14 protein-coding genes are annotated in these 18,392 nt (G+C 66.9%); 7 read left to right on the top strand and 7 right to left on the bottom strand.

What is annotated here, in order from left to right; all coding sequences use genetic code 11:
- Positions 1-23: 23 nt before the first annotated feature.
- Genes EV640_RS03090 through EV640_RS03060 form a run of 7 tightly spaced genes read right to left on the bottom strand, consistent with a single transcriptional unit; the run spans position 24 to position 10,346 of the window.
- Positions 24-2,402 carry a protein kinase domain-containing protein gene (locus EV640_RS03090; RefSeq protein WP_133725793.1) on the bottom strand — a complete coding sequence of 793 codons (2,379 nt, stop codon included), beginning with the start codon at positions 2,400-2,402 and terminating at the stop codon, positions 24-26.
- Positions 2,399-4,261 carry a protein kinase domain-containing protein gene (locus EV640_RS03085; protein WP_084479582.1) on the bottom strand — a complete coding sequence of 621 codons (1,863 nt, stop codon included), beginning with the start codon at positions 4,259-4,261 and terminating at the stop codon, positions 2,399-2,401. Before EV640_RS03085 ends, EV640_RS03090 begins: the two co-directional genes overlap by 4 nt.
- The gene (locus EV640_RS03080) at positions 4,258-5,703 is read right to left on the bottom strand and encodes a penicillin-binding transpeptidase domain-containing protein (protein ID WP_036475714.1); all 1,446 of its coding nucleotides are present in this window, start codon (positions 5,701-5,703) and stop codon (positions 4,258-4,260) included. Before EV640_RS03080 ends, EV640_RS03085 begins: the two co-directional genes overlap by 4 nt.
- Positions 5,700-7,154, bottom strand: coding sequence for an FtsW/RodA/SpoVE family cell cycle protein (locus EV640_RS03075; protein ID WP_133725919.1), 1,455 nt, complete (start codon positions 7,152-7,154; stop codon positions 5,700-5,702). The genes EV640_RS03080 and EV640_RS03075 overlap by 4 nt, the downstream gene beginning before the upstream one ends.
- A 59-nt stretch (positions 7,155-7,213) precedes the next feature.
- The gene (locus tag EV640_RS13680) at positions 7,214-9,037 is read right to left on the bottom strand and encodes a PP2C family protein-serine/threonine phosphatase (RefSeq protein ID WP_051501200.1); all 1,824 of its coding nucleotides are present in this window, start codon (positions 9,035-9,037) and stop codon (positions 7,214-7,216) included.
- 3 nt (positions 9,038-9,040) lie between these two features.
- Positions 9,041-9,541: an FHA domain-containing protein FhaB/FipA gene (locus EV640_RS03065; protein ID WP_036475713.1), complete on the bottom strand. Its 501-nt coding sequence runs from the start codon at positions 9,539-9,541 to the stop codon at positions 9,041-9,043.
- Between the two features lie 13 nt (positions 9,542-9,554).
- On the bottom strand, positions 9,555-10,346 hold the full coding sequence (locus EV640_RS03060) for an FhaA domain-containing protein (protein ID WP_036475711.1): 792 nt from the start codon (positions 10,344-10,346) through the stop codon (positions 9,555-9,557).
- 255 nt (positions 10,347-10,601) lie between these two features.
- Here EV640_RS03060 and EV640_RS03055 point away from each other — a divergent pair, with 255 nt between their 5' ends.
- The 7 genes from EV640_RS03055 to EV640_RS03025 form a co-directional block, all read left to right on the top strand.
- Entirely contained in the window at positions 10,602-11,975 is a 1,374-nt protein-coding gene (locus EV640_RS03055) for an ABC transporter substrate-binding protein (protein WP_243832212.1), read from the top strand.
- A 2-nt stretch (positions 11,976-11,977) separates the two neighbouring features.
- Positions 11,978-12,979 (top strand): carbohydrate ABC transporter permease, encoded by a 1,002-nt coding sequence (locus EV640_RS03050; RefSeq protein WP_036475710.1) that lies wholly within the window; start codon positions 11,978-11,980, stop codon positions 12,977-12,979.
- Positions 12,976-13,953 carry a carbohydrate ABC transporter permease gene (locus tag EV640_RS03045; RefSeq protein ID WP_084479580.1) on the top strand — a complete coding sequence of 326 codons (978 nt, stop codon included), beginning with the start codon at positions 12,976-12,978 and terminating at the stop codon, positions 13,951-13,953. The genes EV640_RS03050 and EV640_RS03045 overlap by 4 nt, the downstream gene beginning before the upstream one ends.
- Entirely contained in the window at positions 13,950-15,395 is a 1,446-nt protein-coding gene (locus EV640_RS03040; RefSeq protein WP_051501199.1) for a GH1 family beta-glucosidase, read from the top strand. The genes EV640_RS03045 and EV640_RS03040 overlap by 4 nt, the downstream gene beginning before the upstream one ends.
- Positions 15,396-15,442: 47 nt before the next feature.
- Positions 15,443-16,447: a LacI family DNA-binding transcriptional regulator gene (locus EV640_RS03035; RefSeq protein ID WP_036475708.1), complete on the top strand. Its 1,005-nt coding sequence runs from the start codon at positions 15,443-15,445 to the stop codon at positions 16,445-16,447.
- Between the two features lie 122 nt (positions 16,448-16,569).
- Complete coding sequence (locus EV640_RS03030; RefSeq protein WP_036475706.1) at positions 16,570-17,103, top strand: YceI family protein; 534 nt, start codon at positions 16,570-16,572, stop codon at positions 17,101-17,103.
- Between the two features lie 527 nt (positions 17,104-17,630).
- Positions 17,631-18,392: ice-binding family protein (locus tag EV640_RS03025; protein WP_133725792.1), on the top strand; the 762-nt coding region annotated here is incomplete at its 3' end.

Raw genomic sequence — 18,392 nt, 5'->3', positions numbered from 1 at the left:
AGCTTCTGGAGCTGAACGGCGGCTCAGTCCTCGTTGTTGCCGTTGCCGCTGTTGTCGTCAGAGTTCCCATTGTTGTCACCGGAGTTGCCGCGGGCCTCACTCGGGCTGCTCGGGGACTCCTCGACGCCGCCGTTCGCTCCGCCTTCGGCCTCCGGAGATTCCTCCGCGGTGGGAGACTCCTCCGGTGCTTCTGAGGCTTCCTCCTCAGAGTCTGTGGCCCCATCGCCGGACTCGGTTCCGCCGTTGTTCTCCTCCTCGGCGTCCGGGCTAGGGGACGGGCTAGGAGACGGGCTGGGGGACGGGCTGGGGCTGGGGGACTCCTCGTCGCCGTCTTGGGACCCTTGATCGCCGTCTTCGGACCCTTGATCGGTATCGTCCCCGGTGTCCGGCTCGGGAGCCTCCTCCTCTTCCGGCGCAGGCGCGGGCGCGGGCTCCGGGTCAGGGTCCGGGGCGACCGCGACGACCAGCGTAACGGTGGAGCCCTGCGGGATCGCGTCTCCGGCGACGACGGAGGCGCCGCCCACCCGCTGACCCACGACGGTGCCTTCGGCGTAGTCGGTGCGCTCATCCTCCACGGTGCTCACGCTGAGCCCCAGGTTCTCCAGGATCGTCTGCGCCTCGGTGCGGGTGCGGTTGAAGACTCCAGGCATCTCCACCAGACCGGTGGAGAGCACCAGGTCCACCTCGGATCCCGGTTCGACCGAGGAGCCTGCTTCCGGTTCGGTGGTGATCAGAAGGTCTTCTTCGATGCTGGGATGGTTCTCCTCGCTGATCTCCCCCACCTCCAGGCCCACCTCCTCAAGGGCGTCGCGAACCTCCTCCTCGGTGGAGCCCTGCAGGCCGTCCGGGACGCGTACGCTCTGTGGACCGGTGGAGATGTAGAGCACCACGGCGCTGTTGGGATCCACCGAGGTCTCGGCCTCGGGGTCCGTACGGATCGCCAGGTCCGCCTCGACCTCTGGATGGGCCTCGGTCTCCACTGTGGGATTCAGGTTCAGTGCGGTGAGCTCTTCGCGCGCCTCCTCCTCGGTCATCCCAGTCACATCAGGGATGGACACCTCGGGATTGTCGAGCATGTTCATCAGCGCCCAGGTGCCGCCGCCGGCCAGGGCAAGGATCAACAGGGTCCATATCAGGATCAGCCCGCCACGGCGACGCCGCGGCTGCTGACGAGGCTGTTCGGAGTCCTTGTAGAAGTCTGGGTCCTCTGGGGTGCGCGCCGAGAGCTGGCCGTTCAGCGGGACCGCGCCTGCGGCAAGGACCTGGTTGAAGTCCTGCCGGCCGCCGATGGCCGCCATCGCCGCGGTGGGGTGGTCCTCGTCGTCCACGCCGATGCCGATCAGCGCCTTCTGGATGGCTTGATCGAACTCCTCGGCGGTCTGGAATCGGAGTGCAGGGTCCTTGGTCAGCGCCTTGCCGACCACGGATTCCATCGCCGGGCTGATCCGGTGGTTGAAGTCGCTGACCATCGGCGGTGCCTCGCGCACATGCTGGTAGGCCACCGAGACCGGAGACTCGCCTTGGAAGGGCGGCCGGTTGGTCAGCAGCTCGAAGAGCACACAGCCGGCCGAATACAGATCCGACCGGTGGTCCACGACTTCGCCGCGCGCCTGCTCGGGGGAGAGGTACTGGGCGGTGCCGACCACGGCGGAGGTCTGGGTCATCGTGGAGGCGGAGTCGGCCAGGGCTCGGGCGATGCCGAAGTCCATGACCTTGATCTGGCCGGTCTGGGAGACCATCACATTGGAGGGCTTGATGTCGCGATGGACGATGCCCTTCTCGTGGCTGTAGCCCAGCGCGCCGAGGATCCCATGCATATAGCCGGCCGTCTCCCGCTCGGAGAGCGGCTTGTTCAGCGCCTGATCGATCTTCGACTGCAGCTGCGAGCCGACCTGCGCGGCGGGCAGGTGGTCCTCACCGTCGTGAACCCGGCCGGTGTCACCCAGGGCCAGGACGTCCTCCTCGGGCTCACCGGGAGACCCGGGAGGCTGTGCGTGGTTCGACTCCTCGGCGATTCGGGTCTGTTCATCGTCGACGTCGGCGGTGTCGGTGACCCGCGGCGTCCCATGCAGGATGTGTCGCAGCGTGACCCCATCGACATACTCCATGACGATGAAGGGTGTCTTGATCTCGTGATGGGCCTGATCCTCGACCTGCGCGCGACCGGAGTCGTAGACCGCGACGATATTGGGGTGGTTCAGCGAGGCCGAGGACTGCCCCTCCCGGCGGAAGCGCCCCTGGAACTGGGGGTCACGTGCCAGGTCCGGGCGCAGCATCTTGACTGCGACCTGGCGATCCAGGGTGAGGTCGTGGCCGAGGTAGACATCGGCCATCCCGCCGCGTCCGATCAGTGAAGTGATCCGGTAGCGGTTGTTGAGGACGCGCTCAGCAGTCTCGGTCATATCTCGGTTCCTGTCTCCGATCCTGACCCATCCTCGGCTGAGAAGCCAGCCCGATCAGGATCCCCGGTGCTCTCGGCACCGGGTTCGCCGCCGGCCTGTCCATCCTGAGGCGCCTCGTCCTCGACCACCTCGGGCTCGATCGGCTCCGGCTGGGTGGCCGCGGGGTCCTCCGCCTCGTCCTGGGTCTCGGGCGACGGGGAGGGAGTGGGGGTGGGCGTCGGGGAGGTGTCCGGTTCCGGCTGATCCTGCTGCCCGGTGCCAGTGCCGGTGCCGGTCGGCGATCCGGCGTCGGTCGGGGACTGCGTACCGCTGGGCTGCCCATCGCCGTTCTGCTGCCCCGTGTCACCCGGCTGGTCCTGATCGTCCTGGCCAGGAGCCTGGTCCTGCGGCAGGGTGTCGTTCGCCACGGCGGAGTAGAACACCGTGACGGTGGAGCCCACGGGGACGCTGCCCGTGGGGGCCACCCCGGTGACCACGCCCGCAGGCTGGCCGGAGGCCACGGGCTCCGCCTGGACCTGCAGTCCCGCCTCCTGCAGCGCTGCAGTGGCCTCCTCCAGGGAGAGGCCGAGGAAGTCGCTCTCGGTGATCTCGACCATTTCGGTGCCGGGGGTGAAGGTCTCGGTCACGGTCGGCGTCGGGCTCGGCTCATCCTCACCGCCGCTGCCACCGAACTGTGGGAAGAGCCACGAGCCGAGGAGGGCCAGCAGGACCAGCACCAGCAGCGCGATGAGCGGCCAGTACCACCGGCGACCCCCATGGAGTCGTCGCTGCTCCGCGGCCGTTTCGGCCTCGGAGCGGGCGGTGTCCGCGCCGGGGCGCGCGGATCCGGTCGCAGCGGGAGCCGCCCCGTACTGGGAGGTGTGCGCCGCGGCGGCAGCGGGCTGTTCCGGAGTGCGCGCCGAGGGGGCTTGGCTGCCGGCCGGGACCACGGCGGTCGCTGCGGTGTCGGCCCGGGGGATGGCGGTGGTGGCGTCCTGGTCGGACTCGGCGCCATCCATATGCGCTGCCATGGCGGGGACCGCCTTGAGCGCGGACTCGGGGTCGTGGCGCAGCAGCGCGTCGGCGGCCTCGGCGAGCTTGGTCGCGGTCAGGGGTCGCTTGCCCGGGTCCTTCTCCAGCATCGACATGATCAGCGCACGCACCGGCTCCGGCACGGTCTCCGGAAGCGCCGGCGGCGGCTCGTTGACCTGCTTCAGCGCAATGGCGATCTGGGATTCGCCGGTGAACGGGCGGTGCCCGACCAGCGCCTCGTAGCCGATGATGCCCAGCGCATAGATGTCTGAGGAGCCGGTGGCGTGCTGACCGGTGGCCTGCTCCGGGGAGAGGTACTGCACCGTGCCCATCACCTGTCCGGTGGCGGTCAGCGGCACCTGGTCCGCGAGCCGGGCGATGCCGAAATCGGTGATCTTCACCCGCCGGGTGGGGGTGATCAGCAGGTTGCCGGGCTTGACGTCGCGATGGACCAGGCCCTGGTCATGAGCGACCTGCAGGGCACGACCGGTCTGGGCGAGGATGGAGAGCGTCTTCTCCCAGGACAGCGTCTTATCCGTCTCGAGCAGGACCGAGAGCGGGCGCCCGGGCACGAGTTCCATCACCAGGTAGCCGGAGCCGGACTGTTCGCCGTAGTCATAGATGTCGGCGATGCCGGGGTGGTTCAGCAGGGCGGTGTGCCGCGCCTCGGCGCGGAACCGACGCAGGAACGCCTCGTCTCCGGTGTACTCCTCCTTGAGGATCTTGATCGCTACGGTACGTCCGAGCACCTGGTCAGAGGCTTTCCAGACCTCACCCATGCCGCCGATGGCGATGCGTTCGGTGAGCTGATACCGCTCACCCATCAGGATGCCGACCACGGGCCTCATTCGATCGCCGCCTCGAGCATGGTCAGCATCTGCGGTCCGGTCAGCGAGGAGCCGGTGTCGAAGTCGATCCGCTCGTAGGCCACTGTCACCGCGTACTGCGGATCGTCGGCGGGCGCGAAGCCGGTGATCCAGGAGTTCACCTCTCCGGTCTCGCCGACGTCCGCTGTGCCGGTCTTGGCTGCGACCTGGAAGCTTTCGGTCTGCGCGCGGGTGCCCGTGCCGGACTCGACGACCTCGACCATCATCTCGGTGATCTCGTCGGCGATCTGCTCCGAGGTCACCTCGGAGAACGTCTCCGGCTCGGAGGTGGAGAGCAGCTGCAGGTCCGAGCCGCGGATCGCGTCGACCAGGTTGGGCTTCATCAGCGTGCCGTCATTGGCGATGGCGGCGGCGACCATGTTCATCTGCAGCGGGGTGGAGGTGACGTCGAACTGCCCGATGGCGGACTGGGCCAGGGCGGCGTCGGAGAGGTCGGTGGGGAAGTTCGAGGTCTCCGGGCGCAGCGGGATGCTCAGGTCCCCGGAGTTGAATCCGAAGGCCTCGGCGCTGTCCCGGATCGGGCCCTCACCAAGGTCCATGGCGGCCTCCGCGAAAGGGGTGTTGCAGGACTGCGCCACGATCCAGGAGAGCTCCGCCTGGGAGCGCTGGGCGCAGATGCCGCGGTCGAAGTTGCGCAGCTCGGTGGTGGAATCGGGCAGCGTGATCGAGTTGGGGTTCTCCAGCACCGTGTCCGGTTCGTAGTCTCCGGACTCCAGCATCGCGACGAGGTCCACCAGTTTGAACGTCGATCCGGGAGCCAGGGTGGAGGAGATGGCGCGGGAGGTGTAGCGCAGGTCCGGGTCGGTCTCCAGCTGCGTCTGGTTCTCGATCAGCTGGGTGGAGTCCTGCACGGCGAGAAGGTTGTTGTCGTAGCTGGGCTTGGCGGCCATGGCCTTGATGTCTCCGGTGGCGATCTCGGTGACGATGATGCTTCCGCGGGTGCCCTCGGGGATCTGGTCGTAGGCGAGCTGCTGCAGCTCGGCGTCGAGGGTCAGCTCGACCTGGCCGCCGTCCATCGTGTCCCCGGTGAACACCGAGGTGATCCGGTCGAAGAACTGGCTGTCGGACTGCCCGGAGAGGTACTCGTTCAGCGTGCCCTCCAGCCCGGTGGGGTTTGCGGCGATGGAATAGGTGCCGGTGATCCCGGAGTACAGCTCAGGCTCGCGGTAGACCCGCTGGTAGTCGAAGCTGGAGTTCTCCGAGGGGACGGATTCAGCGATGGCGCTGCCGTCCACCGTGATCGCCCCGCGCGGGGCGCCGCGGTCCTCATAGACCTGACGCACGTTGTTGGGGTTGGCGTTGAGCTCATCGGTCATGGCGACCTGGATGATGGAGAGCGCGACGAAGAGCGTGATGAACAGGCCGACGGAGACGACCCAGGTGTGACGGATGGCGTTGTTCACTGTGTCCCTCCCTGCTCAGCCGGGGCATGGTCGATGTCTACGTCGTCGCGGGCGTCCTGCCGGTCGGGGTGCCGCCGGTGCTCGCTGTGCCGGTGGACCGCGCTCTCCCGGGCGCCCGGGCCCTCGGAATGAAGTCTGGACTCGATGCCCGAGGAGGACTCGCCGGTCGCGTTGACCATCGGTCCCACGATGACCGGCTGCCGGGCGGAGTGGGAGATCAGCAGCACCAGCGCCACGATCAGCCAGTTCGCCAGCAGCGCGGAGCCGCCGGCGGCGAGGAAGGGGGTGGCCAGACCGGTCATCGGGATGACCCGGGTGAGACCGCCGACGACGACGAAGACCTGCAGCACCAGCACGACCGCGAGGCCCACCGCGAGCAGCTTGCCGAAGGTGTCGCGGGTGCCCAGTCCGGCGCGCATGTACCGGCTGAAGAGCAGCAGGTAGAGCAGCAGCATCGCGGAGAGCCCGATGAAGCCGAGCTCCTCGCCGAAGGCTGCGATGATCATGTCGGAATTGGCCAGCGAGACCATGTTCGGGTTGCCCGAGCCCAGGCCGGTGCCGGCGAGGCCGCCGTGCGCCATCCCGAACAACCCCTGCACCACCTGGTGTGAGCCGCCGAAGGCGCGCTCGTAGATGTCCTGATCGAAGGCGTTGAGCCAGATGTCGACCCGGTCGCGGAAGTGGGAGACGAACTGATAGGCCAGGGCTGCGCCGATGAGCATGAAGACCGCGCCGATCGCGATCCAGGAGAACCTCGAGGTAGCCACGTAGATCACCGCGACGAACAGGCCGAAGAACATCAGTGCATTGCCGAGGTCGTTCTGCACCACCAGCACGCCGATGGCGATGATCCAGGCGATGAACATCGGAGCGAGGTCACGCAGCCGGGGGAAGGTCACGGGGCCGATCTTCCGGCCGGCCAGCAGGATCAGATCGCGGTTGTTGGCGAGGAAGCCCGCGAAGAAGACCGCCAGCGTGATCTTGGCGATCTCGCTGGGCTGGAAGGACAGCGGGCCGAGGTTCACCCAGATCCTGGCGCCGTTGAGCTCCTGGCCCACGCCCGGCACGATCGGCAGGAAGAGCAGCACCACGCTGGCCGCCAGCGAGATGTAGGTCAGCTGCCGGAGCCGACGGTGGTCCTTGAGCAGCCACAGCAGCGCGACGGCGGCCACGATCGATATGCCGGTCCACATCAGCTGGCGATCCGCGACCCCGGAGTAGGAGGGGGTGAAGTCCAGCCGGTGGATCATCGCGATGCCGAGCCCGTTGAGGGTCACCACGATGGGCAGGATGAAGGGGTCCGCGTATTTCGCGCGCAGCCGCAGCACCACGTGGAAGACGAGGACCAGTCCGGCGAAGACGGCCCCTTCGACGTAGTAGTCGGTGGTGATCGGTTCGTCCAGGGCGAGCGCGACCAGCATCTGGGCACCGATCGCCACGGTGAGGGCCATCAGAAGCAGCACCAGCTCGAGATTCCGGCGGGGCTTGTACACCTGCTGAGATACTGTGCTCACTGGTCACCTCCCTGGTTCTCGGCTGTCTCATCCTGCGCTGGCGGATCCTGTGCTGGCTGATCCTGGTCCGGCTCCGCGCCGGTCTCCTCCGCGTCGGGCTCCTCGGCGGGGCTGGGCTCGTCCTGGGCGGCATTGGCCACGGCCATGGCGCGCAGCTGGCTGACGATGTGTTCCGCGTGGTCACGATCGTCAGCGGCGATGCCTCGCTCGACCCGGTCGCGGTGGTACGCGGTGAGGTCCTCGAGGGCGATCTCGGCATGCTCGTCGACCTCGGAGAGCCTGACCGGTCCCAGGGACTGGGAGACGCCGCTGTAGATGGCGACCTCGCCCTGGTCCTCTCCGACGTAGTACTGGGTCTGGGTCCAGACGTATCCCAGGAAGGTCACGACGGCGACCAGCACGGCCAACAGGGCCACGAAGGTGGGCAGGAACCAGGAGCTGCGTCGTCGCGCGGTCTCCAGCGCCTCGAGCTCCTCCTCATCGAGGACCAGCTCTTCCTCCTCGATGCTCTCGGGCTCTTCGGCAAGTCCGGCGCCGGCGCGGTGCGGCCCGGCATCGCTCGAGAGCCGCGCGGCGGAGGACTCCGGATCACCTGGAGCTGGCGCGTCGGCAGAGGACCGACCGGATCCCGCCTCGGCGGCATCGACAGCCCCAGCGGGCTCGCCTGATCGGGCCGCGCCGTCGGAGTCGGCAGGGGTCTCATCTGCCGTGCCACCAGCCGGGGCAGAGTCGCGCGGCTGCTCGTCGAGCAGCTCGGAGTAGGTGTGGCGCACCGGACGCAGCGGCTGACCCGTGAGCAGCGAGGCCATCGGGTGCTCATCGACATTGCGTGCGACCACCGGGATCGTGCCGGTGTCGGCGGCCTTGTTGGCGGCCCCGACCAGCAGGTGCGGGCGCGCGCCCAGCTTCTTGCGAACCATGGCGGCCGAGAGCGGGGAGAGCGTGTCGTGGTCGTCATGGTCGGAGAAGGCCTCGGAGTTGACCACCGGGACCACATCGAGCTCTATGGTGGCGTCGGCTCCGCCATAGTTGGAGGTGGCCGCGGCCACGGCGGCCTCGCTGAGCGGCAGCTTCTTGCTCGGCGCGAGGTCGGCTTCGTCGGCCTCGACGACCTCCAGGCAGACCACGGTCACATTGTCCGGGGCGCCGCCGCCCAGGGTCAGCTCGACCAGGTCATCGACGATCGATTCGAGGCTCTGGGTGGAACGCAGCTTCTGCTCGATCAGCCGCTCGGAGACCACCGCGTTGAGCCCGTCGGAGCAGAGCAGCCAGCGCTCACCGGCCTCCAGCGGGAAAGAGGTGATGTCGAGCTCGGGGGAGGCGTCGACGTCGCCAAGCACGCGCATCAGCACGTTCTTGTGCGGGTGATGCTCGGCCTGGTCCGGGTCCAGCCGGCCCTCGTCCACCAGCCGCTGGACGAAGGTATGGTCCTTGCTGACCTGGCGGAACCGTCCGCGCTTGAGTCGGTAGGCGCGAGAGTCGCCGATGTGGGCGAACTGCAGCCGGTCCTGGGTGATCAGCAGCGAGGTGATGGTGGTGCCCATCCCGGCGAGCTTCGGGTTGGCCTTGACCAGCTTGTTCAGGAAGGAGTTGGCGGTCTGGATCTCATCTGGCAGCACCGTCTCGGGGTCCGCGAACCCGCGCGTGTCCAGGTGCGCGAGATCCAGCACCGTGGAGGCCGAGGCGACGTCGCCGCCGGCGTGGCCGCCCATGCCGTCTGCGACCACGGCGAAGTAACGACCCGCGTAACCGGAATCGTCGTTCTTGGAGCGCACAGCCCCGGTGTCGGAGCGCGCTGAGAAGCGGAATACCAGAGCCACGGGCTAGGTCCTCAGCTCCAGGACGGTCTTGCCGATGCGGATCCGGTCCCCGGGCTCGACCGTGGAGGCGCGGGTGAGCTGATCCTCCCCGAGCCAGGTGCCGTTGGTGGAGCCCAGATCCTCGAGGAACCAGCGCGAGCCCTGCGGAAAGAGTCGGGCGTGCTTGCCCGAGGCGTAGTCATCATCGAGCACCAGGGTGCATTCCTGTGCCCGTCCCATCATGATCGAGGCGGAGCCCAGCGGAATCTCGGTTCCGGCCAGCGGACCCTCGCTGACCAGCAGCCGCCGCGGACGCGGTCGCGGGGTGGGACCCGAATGGTTGGCTCCGGACGGGGCGGGAGGCCCGCTGCGTGGCGCCGGGGCCGCGTGCGGGGCGGCGGCCCGGGCCCGGGAGCGTTTGGAGATGGTCATGTCCCGGCCCTGCGCTCCGATGATCGAGAGGATCAGGATCCAGAGCAGCAGCAGCAGTCCGAACTGCAGCACCGTGACAGCGAGTTCACTCATGTGTCGGGGTCCCTCAGCTCTGGCGGAAGCGCAGGCGCGCGTTGCCGAGCGAGATCAAGGCGCCGTCGACAAGCTGGACCTTCGGCGCGTCGCCGGTGAGCTGCTCGCCGTCCACGTAGGAGCCGTTGGTGGAGCCCAGGTCCCGGGCGTACCAGGCGCCTCCGGAGCGAAAGAGCTCCAGGTGTTTGCGAGAGACCCCGGTGTCCGGAACGGTGACATCGGCCGAGGTGGAGCGCCCGATCACGGTGGAGTCCGGTCGCAGCGGGTAGGTCTGCTCCTCATATTCCAGGCTCGCTGTGGGCTGGAGGGCCGGAGCGGGTGCCGTAGCAGGCGGAGGGGTGACGGTGGGCTGGGACATGGTGGCCGGCAGCGGCGCGGCTGCGCTGGGGCCGGCGGCGGGGGAGGACTGCTGGGGAGCGACGGGACTGGACTGCGGGTCCTTGTCGGTGCGCGACTCGATGCTGAGCTGACCGCGCTTGAGCTCGGTGTTCTTCACGAAGGTCGCCTTCACCGGGCCCAGCAGGGTGTACCCCTGGGATTCGGCGTGGCGCAGGATCTCCTCGCAGAGCTCCTCGGCAAGGGCGACGCCGTACTTCTTGGCCTCGCTGAAGTCCTCACCGGCGAGTCGGATCTTGTACAGGTTCGGTGCCAGGTGCTGGCCCTCAGCGATGGTCTTGGACTCTCGGTCCATGTGGCGGCGTACGGCGGTGGCGATCTCCACGGGTCCGAGACTCCCTCCTCGTCCTGAGAAGGCACCGCGGACGGCCTTTTCGATGCCGCGTTCCAGGTTGTCTAGCAGTCCCACCGGCACCTCCTTCTACTGATGAATGTGTGCCCAGCGTCGAGGCGGCTGCGTGGTGAGCTGGGCGATAAGTCCAGAGTCTACTGTCTCACCCCTGCGTCGTGCCGCCCACCGGGCCCCGCCGAGCGCATTCAAGGCGAGCGCCACAGCTGTGACCCTTGCCACACTCGCATCAGGAGTGCTACCTTTTGCTCACCGTGAGAGCGCTCTCATAAACCACCGGGGACTCGCTCGCACCTCATATCGAAGGAGATAGCTGTGATGAGGACAACTGATCACGCGGAGGAGAACACCTCCGCAGCCGCCCGCCAGGGGCGGCAGCCCGCCCCGGGCCCAGGCGTGCACCGCCGGACCGCACTGTTGCGCGGCATCGCGCTCACCTCGGCCCTGACGCTGACGCTCACGGCCTGTGGAGGCTCAGCCGAAGGTGAGGACGGCGGCGGGGCCGCCGAGGGAGAACCGCTCACGCTTAGCGTGACCACCTTCAACGAGTTCGGCTACGAGGAGCTCTTCGAGGAGTACGAGGAGCTCAACGAGGACATCACCATCGAGCACAACAAGATCGACACCGCCGAGAACGCTCGCGATTCGCTGCGCAACAGTCTGGGCGCCGGACAGGGAGCTTCAGACATCGAACCGATCGAGGTGGACTGGCTCGCTGAGTTCCAGCAGTACCCCGACCGCTTCGCAGATCTCACCGATCCCGAGCTCGAGGACCGTTGGCTGGACTGGAAGTACGAGGACGCCACCCTCGAGGACGGAAGCCTGATCGGCTACGGCACCGACAGCGGACCACAGGCGGTCTGCTACCGGGCTGACCTCTTCGAGGAGGCCGGGCTGCCTACCGAGCGTGAAGAGGTGGCTGATTTCCTCGGTGACACCTGGGAGGACTACTTCGCGGCGGGCCGGGAGTTTGTGGCCGAGTCCGATTCCGCCTGGTACTCCGGCTCCGACAACATCTGGCAGGGGATGATCAACCAGGTCGAGGTCCCCTACCAGACCGAAGATGGCGAGGTGATCGCCGATACCAACCCTGAGGTCAGGGATCTCTATGACCAGGTGCTCGAGGCCTCGGTTCAGGACGAGCTCTCGGCGGGCCTGGCTCAGTGGAGCGGGGACTGGTCCGACGCCTTCCAGCGTGAGGAGACCTTCGCCACGATGATGTGCCCGGGCTGGATGCTGGGCATCATCGAGGGCAACGCCTCAGAGGTCGAGGGTTGGGATATCGCCAACACCTTCCCGGGCGGCGGCGGAAACTGGGGCGGCTCCTACCTGACCGTGCCGTCTCAGGGTGAGAACATCGAGGCCTCCAAGGAGCTTGCCGCATGGCTGACCGCACCGGAGCAGCAGCTCAAGGCCTTCGACGTCGTGGGCGCTTTCCCCTCCACCACCGAGGCGTTGGAGTCCGAGGAGCTGCTCTCCGCCACCGAGGAGTACTTCAACGACGCTCCCACCGGTGAGATCCTGGCCGAACGGGCCGAGGCCGTGGAGACTCAGCCGCTGAAGGGTACCGAGTACCTCACCATCAACGTGGCGATCCAGGACGCGATCAACCGGGTGGACGTGGATGGGATCGATGACCCCGAGTCCTCCTGGGCGAAGTTCGTCAACGACATGGAAGCCCTGCGCTGATCATGTCCGTCCCTGCTGCGCACGCACCAACCGCCACCGCACGCGAAGGCGGGCCCGCGCCAGACGCGAGGACCGGTCGCCGGAAGCCGAAGATGAGCTTCCGGCACCGGGCCTCGGCCTGGGACCGTCGGTACTCGCCGTACCTCTACATCAGTCCGTTCTTCATCCTCTTCGCCGTGGTCGGGCTCTTTCCGCTGATCTACACCGGATGGGTCGCTGCCCACGACTGGGATCTGATCATGGGTCAGGGCGAGTTCATCGGCGGCGAGAACTTCGCGGCGGTGCTGGGGGAGCGGGCCTTCTGGGTCTCGTTGCGCAATACGCTCTCGATCTTCATCCTCTCCTCGGCTCCGCAGGTGGTGGCCGCGATCCTGATCGCGTATCTGCTCGACTACAACCTGCGCGCCAAGACCTTCTGGCGAATGGGAGTGCTGATCCCCTACGTGGTCACCCCGGTGGCCGTGGCGCTGATCTTCTCCAATCTCTTCGGTGATCGCTTCGGACTGGTGAACTCCATCCTGGAGGCCGTGGGCATCGACGCCATCGGCTGGCACTCGGGGATTCTCCCGAGTCACCTGGCAATCGCCACCATGGTGAACTTCCGCTGGATCGGCTACAACGCGCTGATCTTCCTCGCCGCGATGCAGGCCGTGCCTCGGGACCTCTATGAGGCTGCGGAGATCGACGGTGCTGGCAAGGTCCGTCAGTTCATCTCCGTGACCATCCCCAACCTTCGGCCCACCATCATCTTCGTGATCATCACTTCCACCATCGGCGGACTCCAGATCTTCGACGAGCCGCGGATGTTCGACCAGTACGGCCGCGGCGGCACCGACGGGCAGTGGCAGACCATGACTATGTATCTCTACGAACTGGGCTGGACCCGTTCGGACTTCGGACAGGCCTCCGCGGTGGCGGTGCTGCTGTTCCTGCTGATCATCGCCATCGGCCTGGTCAACTTCGTCATCACCCGCCGCATCTCAAGCTCGGAGGTCAAGCGATGAGCGCGCTCGAAGAGAAGCCGCTGCCGATCATCCCGCGCACGGGACCGGCAACCGCACCCAAGAACGACGAGGACCCCTTCGGACGCCGAGGGTCCGGCTCCGGGGCAGGATCGCGGCCCCGGGGACGCGGCCGCCGACGCGGGGGCTCCCGCGGTCCGGGTCGTGGACCGGGCTGGCTCGTCTACGGCTGCCTGGCGGCTGTGATCCTGGGCAGCATGTTCCCGCTCTGGTGGTCCTTCCTGATCGGCAGTCACGATGCCACCGTCCTGTCCCGGGAGTCCTTCCCGCTGCTTCCGGGTGGGAACTTCTTCACCAATGCCGCAACGGTGATCGACACCGTGCCCTTCTGGCGGGCGACGATGAACTCGATCATCGTCTCCACCGTCACTGCGGTCTCGGTGGTGTTCTTCTCCACCCTGGCCGGCTACGCCTTCGCAAAGCTGCGCTTCAAGGGCGCCGTGCCGCTGCTGGTCTTCGTGATCGCCACGATGGCGATTCCGACCCAGCTCGGCGTGGTTCCGCTCTATCAGGTGATGGCGCGGCTGGGCTGGACGGGTGAACTGCAGGCGGTCATCGTTCCGGGCCTGGTCACTGCCTTCGGTGTGTTCTGGATGACCCAGTATCTGCGGCAGGCGATCCCCGATGAACTCATCGAGGCGGCCACAGTGGACGGCTGTTCCATGATCCGCACCTTCTGGCATGTCGGGCTGCCCGCGGCGAAACCGGCCGCCTCCATGTTGTTCCTGTTCACCTTCGTCCTGAACTGGACGAACTTCTTCTGGCCTTTCATCGTGCTTGGCCCACAGAATCCCACCCTGCCTGTGGCGCTGCAGCAGCTGCAGGCGGCGCACTTCGTGGATTATTCGCTCGTGCTGGCCGGGGCCACCATGGCCACCGTCCCGCTGCTCATCCTGTTCATCTTCACGGGCCGTCAGCTCGTATCCGGAATCATGCAAGGAGCCGTCAAACAATGAATTCCTCAGTCACCGCAGAAGTCACCAGCTCTCGGAGCGCCGTTGCGTTCCCCGTAGACTTCCTCTTCGGCTCAGCCACCGCCGCCTACCAGGTCGAAGGTGCCGCCGCAGAGGGTGGTCGCGCCCCCTCGGTGTGGGACACCTTCGCCCACACCCCGGGCAAGGTCCACGCCGGGGAGACCGGGGACGTCGCCTGCGACCATTTTCACCGCTTCCGCGAGGATGTGGCACTGATGAAGCGGCTGAACCTCAAGGTCTATCGGTTCTCGGTCAGCTGGTCCCGAGTGATGCCCGACGGGGTGACGGTCAACCCGGAGGGCCTGAAGTTCTACTCGGACCTCGTCGATGAGCTGCTGGACGCGGGGATCCTGCCCTGGCTCACGCAGTATCACTGGGACCTGCCGCAGGCGTTGGAGGATCAGGGCGGCTGGGCGAACCGAAGGACCGCCGAGCTCTTCGCCGACTATGCCGTGGTGCTGCATGAGGCGCTGGGAGACCGGGTCCGGCACTGGACCACGCTGAACGAGCCCTGGTGTGCGGCCTTCCTGGGCTACGCCAACGGACACCATGCACCGGGGCGAACCTCACCGGAGGACGCGCTGGCCGCAGCACATCACCTGCTGCTCGGCCACGGGCTCGCGGTGCAGGAGCTGCGACGCCGTGATCCAGATCTGGAGCTGGGCCTGACGCTGAACTTCACCGACTACCGCCCGGCAGACCCGGATTCTCCCGGGGATGTGGACGCCGCGCGCCGGCTCGATGGCAGCTTCAACCGGTTCTTCGCCGAGGCGATCTTCGAGGGGGCCTACCCGGCGGACGTGCTCGCCGACCAGGCCGGGCTCTGGCGCGAGGGGCTGGTCCAGTCGGGAGACCTGGAGATCATCTCAACGCCCATCGATGTGCTGGGGGTGAACTTCTACACCGGGGAGCTGCTCACCGGCGTGGAGCCGGCGCAGGCGGCGCAGGCGGCCGCCGCGGCGCGGACAGAGGGGGAGCCGAACCCGAACGTGGGGTCCGAGCACGTCGGTTCGGTGCCGCGCGGGCTGCCGGCCACCTCGATGGGCTGGGAGGTCTTCCCGCAGGGGCTGCATGATCTGCTGCTGCGGCTGCACCGGGAGTACACCGGTCCGGCCGGTGTGGCGCTCTATGTCACCGAGAACGGCGCGGCCTATCCCGATGCACCGGATGCTTCGGGCTTCGTCCAGGACGACGACCGGCTCAGCTATATCCGGAAGCACCTGCACGCGGTGCACCAGGCCATGGAGGCCGGCGCGGACGTGCGCGGGTACTTCGTGTGGTCGCTGCTGGACAACTTCGAGTGGGCCTTCGGCTATGACCGGCGCTTCGGGATCGTACGGGTCGATTACGATACGCTCACGCGTACTCCCAAGGCCTCGGCGAACTGGTTCGCGCAGGTCGCGGCCACGGGTGTGGTGGACTGAGGGCGGCCATGAGGCCGTGGTGATCACATCCGAAGAAGGAGGGAACGATGCCCGCTCGGCGACTGCCGACTCTGGAGGATGTGGCGGCCAGGGCAGGTGTTTCCCGCGCCACCGCCTCGCGGGCGGTGAATCTGGATCCACGGGTGCGCGCGCAGTCCCGGATCGCGGTGGAGGCGGCGGTGACCGAGCTGGGCTATCGCCCCAACCGGGCCGCGCGCTCGCTGGTGAACCAGGAGGTCGACTCGATCGCCGTCGTGGTGCCCGAGGCCGAGGACCGGGTCTTTGCAGATCCGTTCTTCGCCTCGATGCTCGCGGCGATCACCCAGCGGCTTGCCGATTCTCCGGTACAGGTGCTGCTCGCCATGGGCCAGCCCGGGGGCCGGCAGAAGATCGAGCGGTATCTGCGTGGCGGCTACACCGACGGCGCGATCATCGTCTCGCACCACCGCGACGACGACCTCTCCGATGTGATCCATGAGACGAAGCTGCCGGCGGTGTATGTCGGCCGGCCCTATGCCGGCGACGTCGGCATCCCGTGGGTGGATGTGGACAACAGGTCCGGGGCCGCGCTCGCCGCAGAGCATCTGATCGGACAGGGACGCCGCCGGCTGGCAACCATCGCCGGCCCGCAGGACATGGCCGCCGGGTCGGATCGGCTCGCCGGCTGGACCGCAGCGCTGCAGCGCGCGGGACTGGACTCCGGCCTGGTCGAGTTCGGTGACTTCACCTCCGCCTCAGGTGCAGCAGCGATGGAGCGGCTCCTGGAGCGGGCCCCGGACCTCGACGCCGTGTTCGTGGCCTCCGACCTGATGGCGGTGGCAGCGATGCACGAGGTCCAGTCGCGAGGGATCGCCGTGCCGGAGCAGATCGCGGTGGTGGGCTTCGACGACACCCACGCCGCACAGCTGACGCGACCGCCGCTGACCACGGTGATCAACCCCGTCGGCGAACTCGCCGGTCGCGCCGTGGATCTGCTGCTGCAGCTGATGCACGGGGAGCATGTGGAGCCTGTGGTGCTGCAGACGGCCATGGTCAAGAGGACATCGGGATGACATTCAGGTGAAATGCTTCAGTTTTGAAATAAATTGAGGCAGACTGCTGTTGTCTCCATTGACCAACCCCCGAAGACCCTGCGCGTTCGGCGCGGGGTCACAACCTTAGAGGAGTCCCATTCATGGCACATCTGACCACCGGCACCTGGAACCTTGATTCTTCGCACTCCGAGATCGGCATGACCGTGCGCCACGCCGGCATCTCCAAGGTGCGGGCCATCTTTGAAGAGGCGGATTCCACCCTCGTCGTCTCCGAGGGTGATGTGGCAACCCTTGACGCCCGAGTCAAGGCCGTGTCCTTCAACTCCAAGAACCCAGACCGCGACGGCCACGTCCGCGGCGAGGACTTCCTGGACTCCGAGAACCACCCCGAGCTGTCCTTCGTGGCGAACAGCATCTCCGCCACTGGCGAAGAGTTTGAGATCTCCGGGGACCTGAGCATCCGCGGCGTCACCAAGCCGGTCACCTTCGAGGTTGAGTTCGGTGGCCAGGCCGTGGACCCCTTCGGCATGACGCGCGCGGGCTTCTCCGCCAGCACCGTGATCTCCCGCAAGGAGTTCGGCCTGACCTGGAACGCTGCCCTCGAAGCTGGCGGCGTACTGGTCGGCGACAAGGTCTCGATCGACCTTGAGGCAGCCTTCGTCCTGGCCCAGTGATCATCTGCTGAGCCGACGCTCAGTGATTCAGCGGCGACGCTCATGCCTGCCGCGCAGAAGAGGCCCGGTGCCGCATCGATGGAGTGAATCTCCATCGATGCGGGATCGGGTCTTTTCCATGTTCCCGGGGCCGTCCGGCGTACTTGCTCCTTCTGTCTCGAGGAATGAATTTCCATAACCTTAAACCCTCAGTTGAAGGTGGGAGACTGGTATCACCGCACCTCAGGTCGTCATCACACCCGTCGCAGGACCTGTTGAGCAAAGTGAAGTTGAAGATACCTGGATCGCACCGTAATCTCAGCGATAAGTGACCCAGATCTCCTATTCTCAAAATAGGTGCATAATCTGTTGGGCCATATGTGAACGACTAGTTCCGATCGGCTAAAACGGCATTCCGTTCTGGGGGAAAAATGAATACTACGTCTGGTTCAATGCGCTCTGCATCAGCAGCGGTGCCGCGGCCTCACTTCACAGCTCAAGCGAGGCTGGGGCTTAGTGCCTTGCTCGTAGCCTTCCTCGCCATCGCGATGGCCCTGTCGTTCTCTTCGGCCGCGAACGCCGCCACGGCTCCGGCAAACCTCGGCACCACCGAGTCCTATTCCGTTCTGGGTGGTTCGACGGTCACCAACACCGGCACCACGACGCTCAGTGGGAACCTCGGGGTCAGCCCGGGCACCGCCGTCACCGGATTCCCACCCGGCATCGTGGGTGGGACAACCAACGCGGGCAACGCGGAGGCGCTCCAGGCGCAGTCGGATCTCGTCATCGCCTATAACGATGTCGCCTCACGGGCACCCACGCAGAGCGTCGCGGGTGACCTCGGCGGCTTGACACTTGTGGACGGCGTCTATAACTCCACGGGCCCTCTAGGCCTGACCGGAACGCTCACCCTGGACGGTCAGGGTGACCCGGACTCGGTGTTCATGTTCCAGGTGGGATCCACTCTGATCACTTCGCCCAACAGCACCGTCAACCTGATCAACGGCGCTGACGCCTGCAACGTGTACTGGCAGGTGGGAAGCTCAGCCACTCTGGACACAGGTACTACATTCGTGGGATCCATCCTGGCGCTGACCTCGATCACCGCCAACACCTTCGCCACGGTGCAGGGCCGAGCCCTTGCCCGCAACGGTGCAGTGACGCTGGATTCGAATGTCTTCACCGATGCCAGCTGTGCGCCCACTCCGACCGAGACTCCGACCGAGACTCCGACCGAGACTCCGACCGAGACTCCGACCGAGACTCCGACCGAGACTCCGACCGAGACTCCGACCGAGACTCCGACCGAG

It is taken from the genome of Nesterenkonia aurantiaca (assembly GCF_004364585.1).
Lineage (GTDB): Bacteria > Actinomycetota > Actinomycetes > Actinomycetales > Micrococcaceae > Nesterenkonia > Nesterenkonia aurantiaca.
This window is presented reverse-complemented; position numbering and strand designations above follow the sequence as displayed.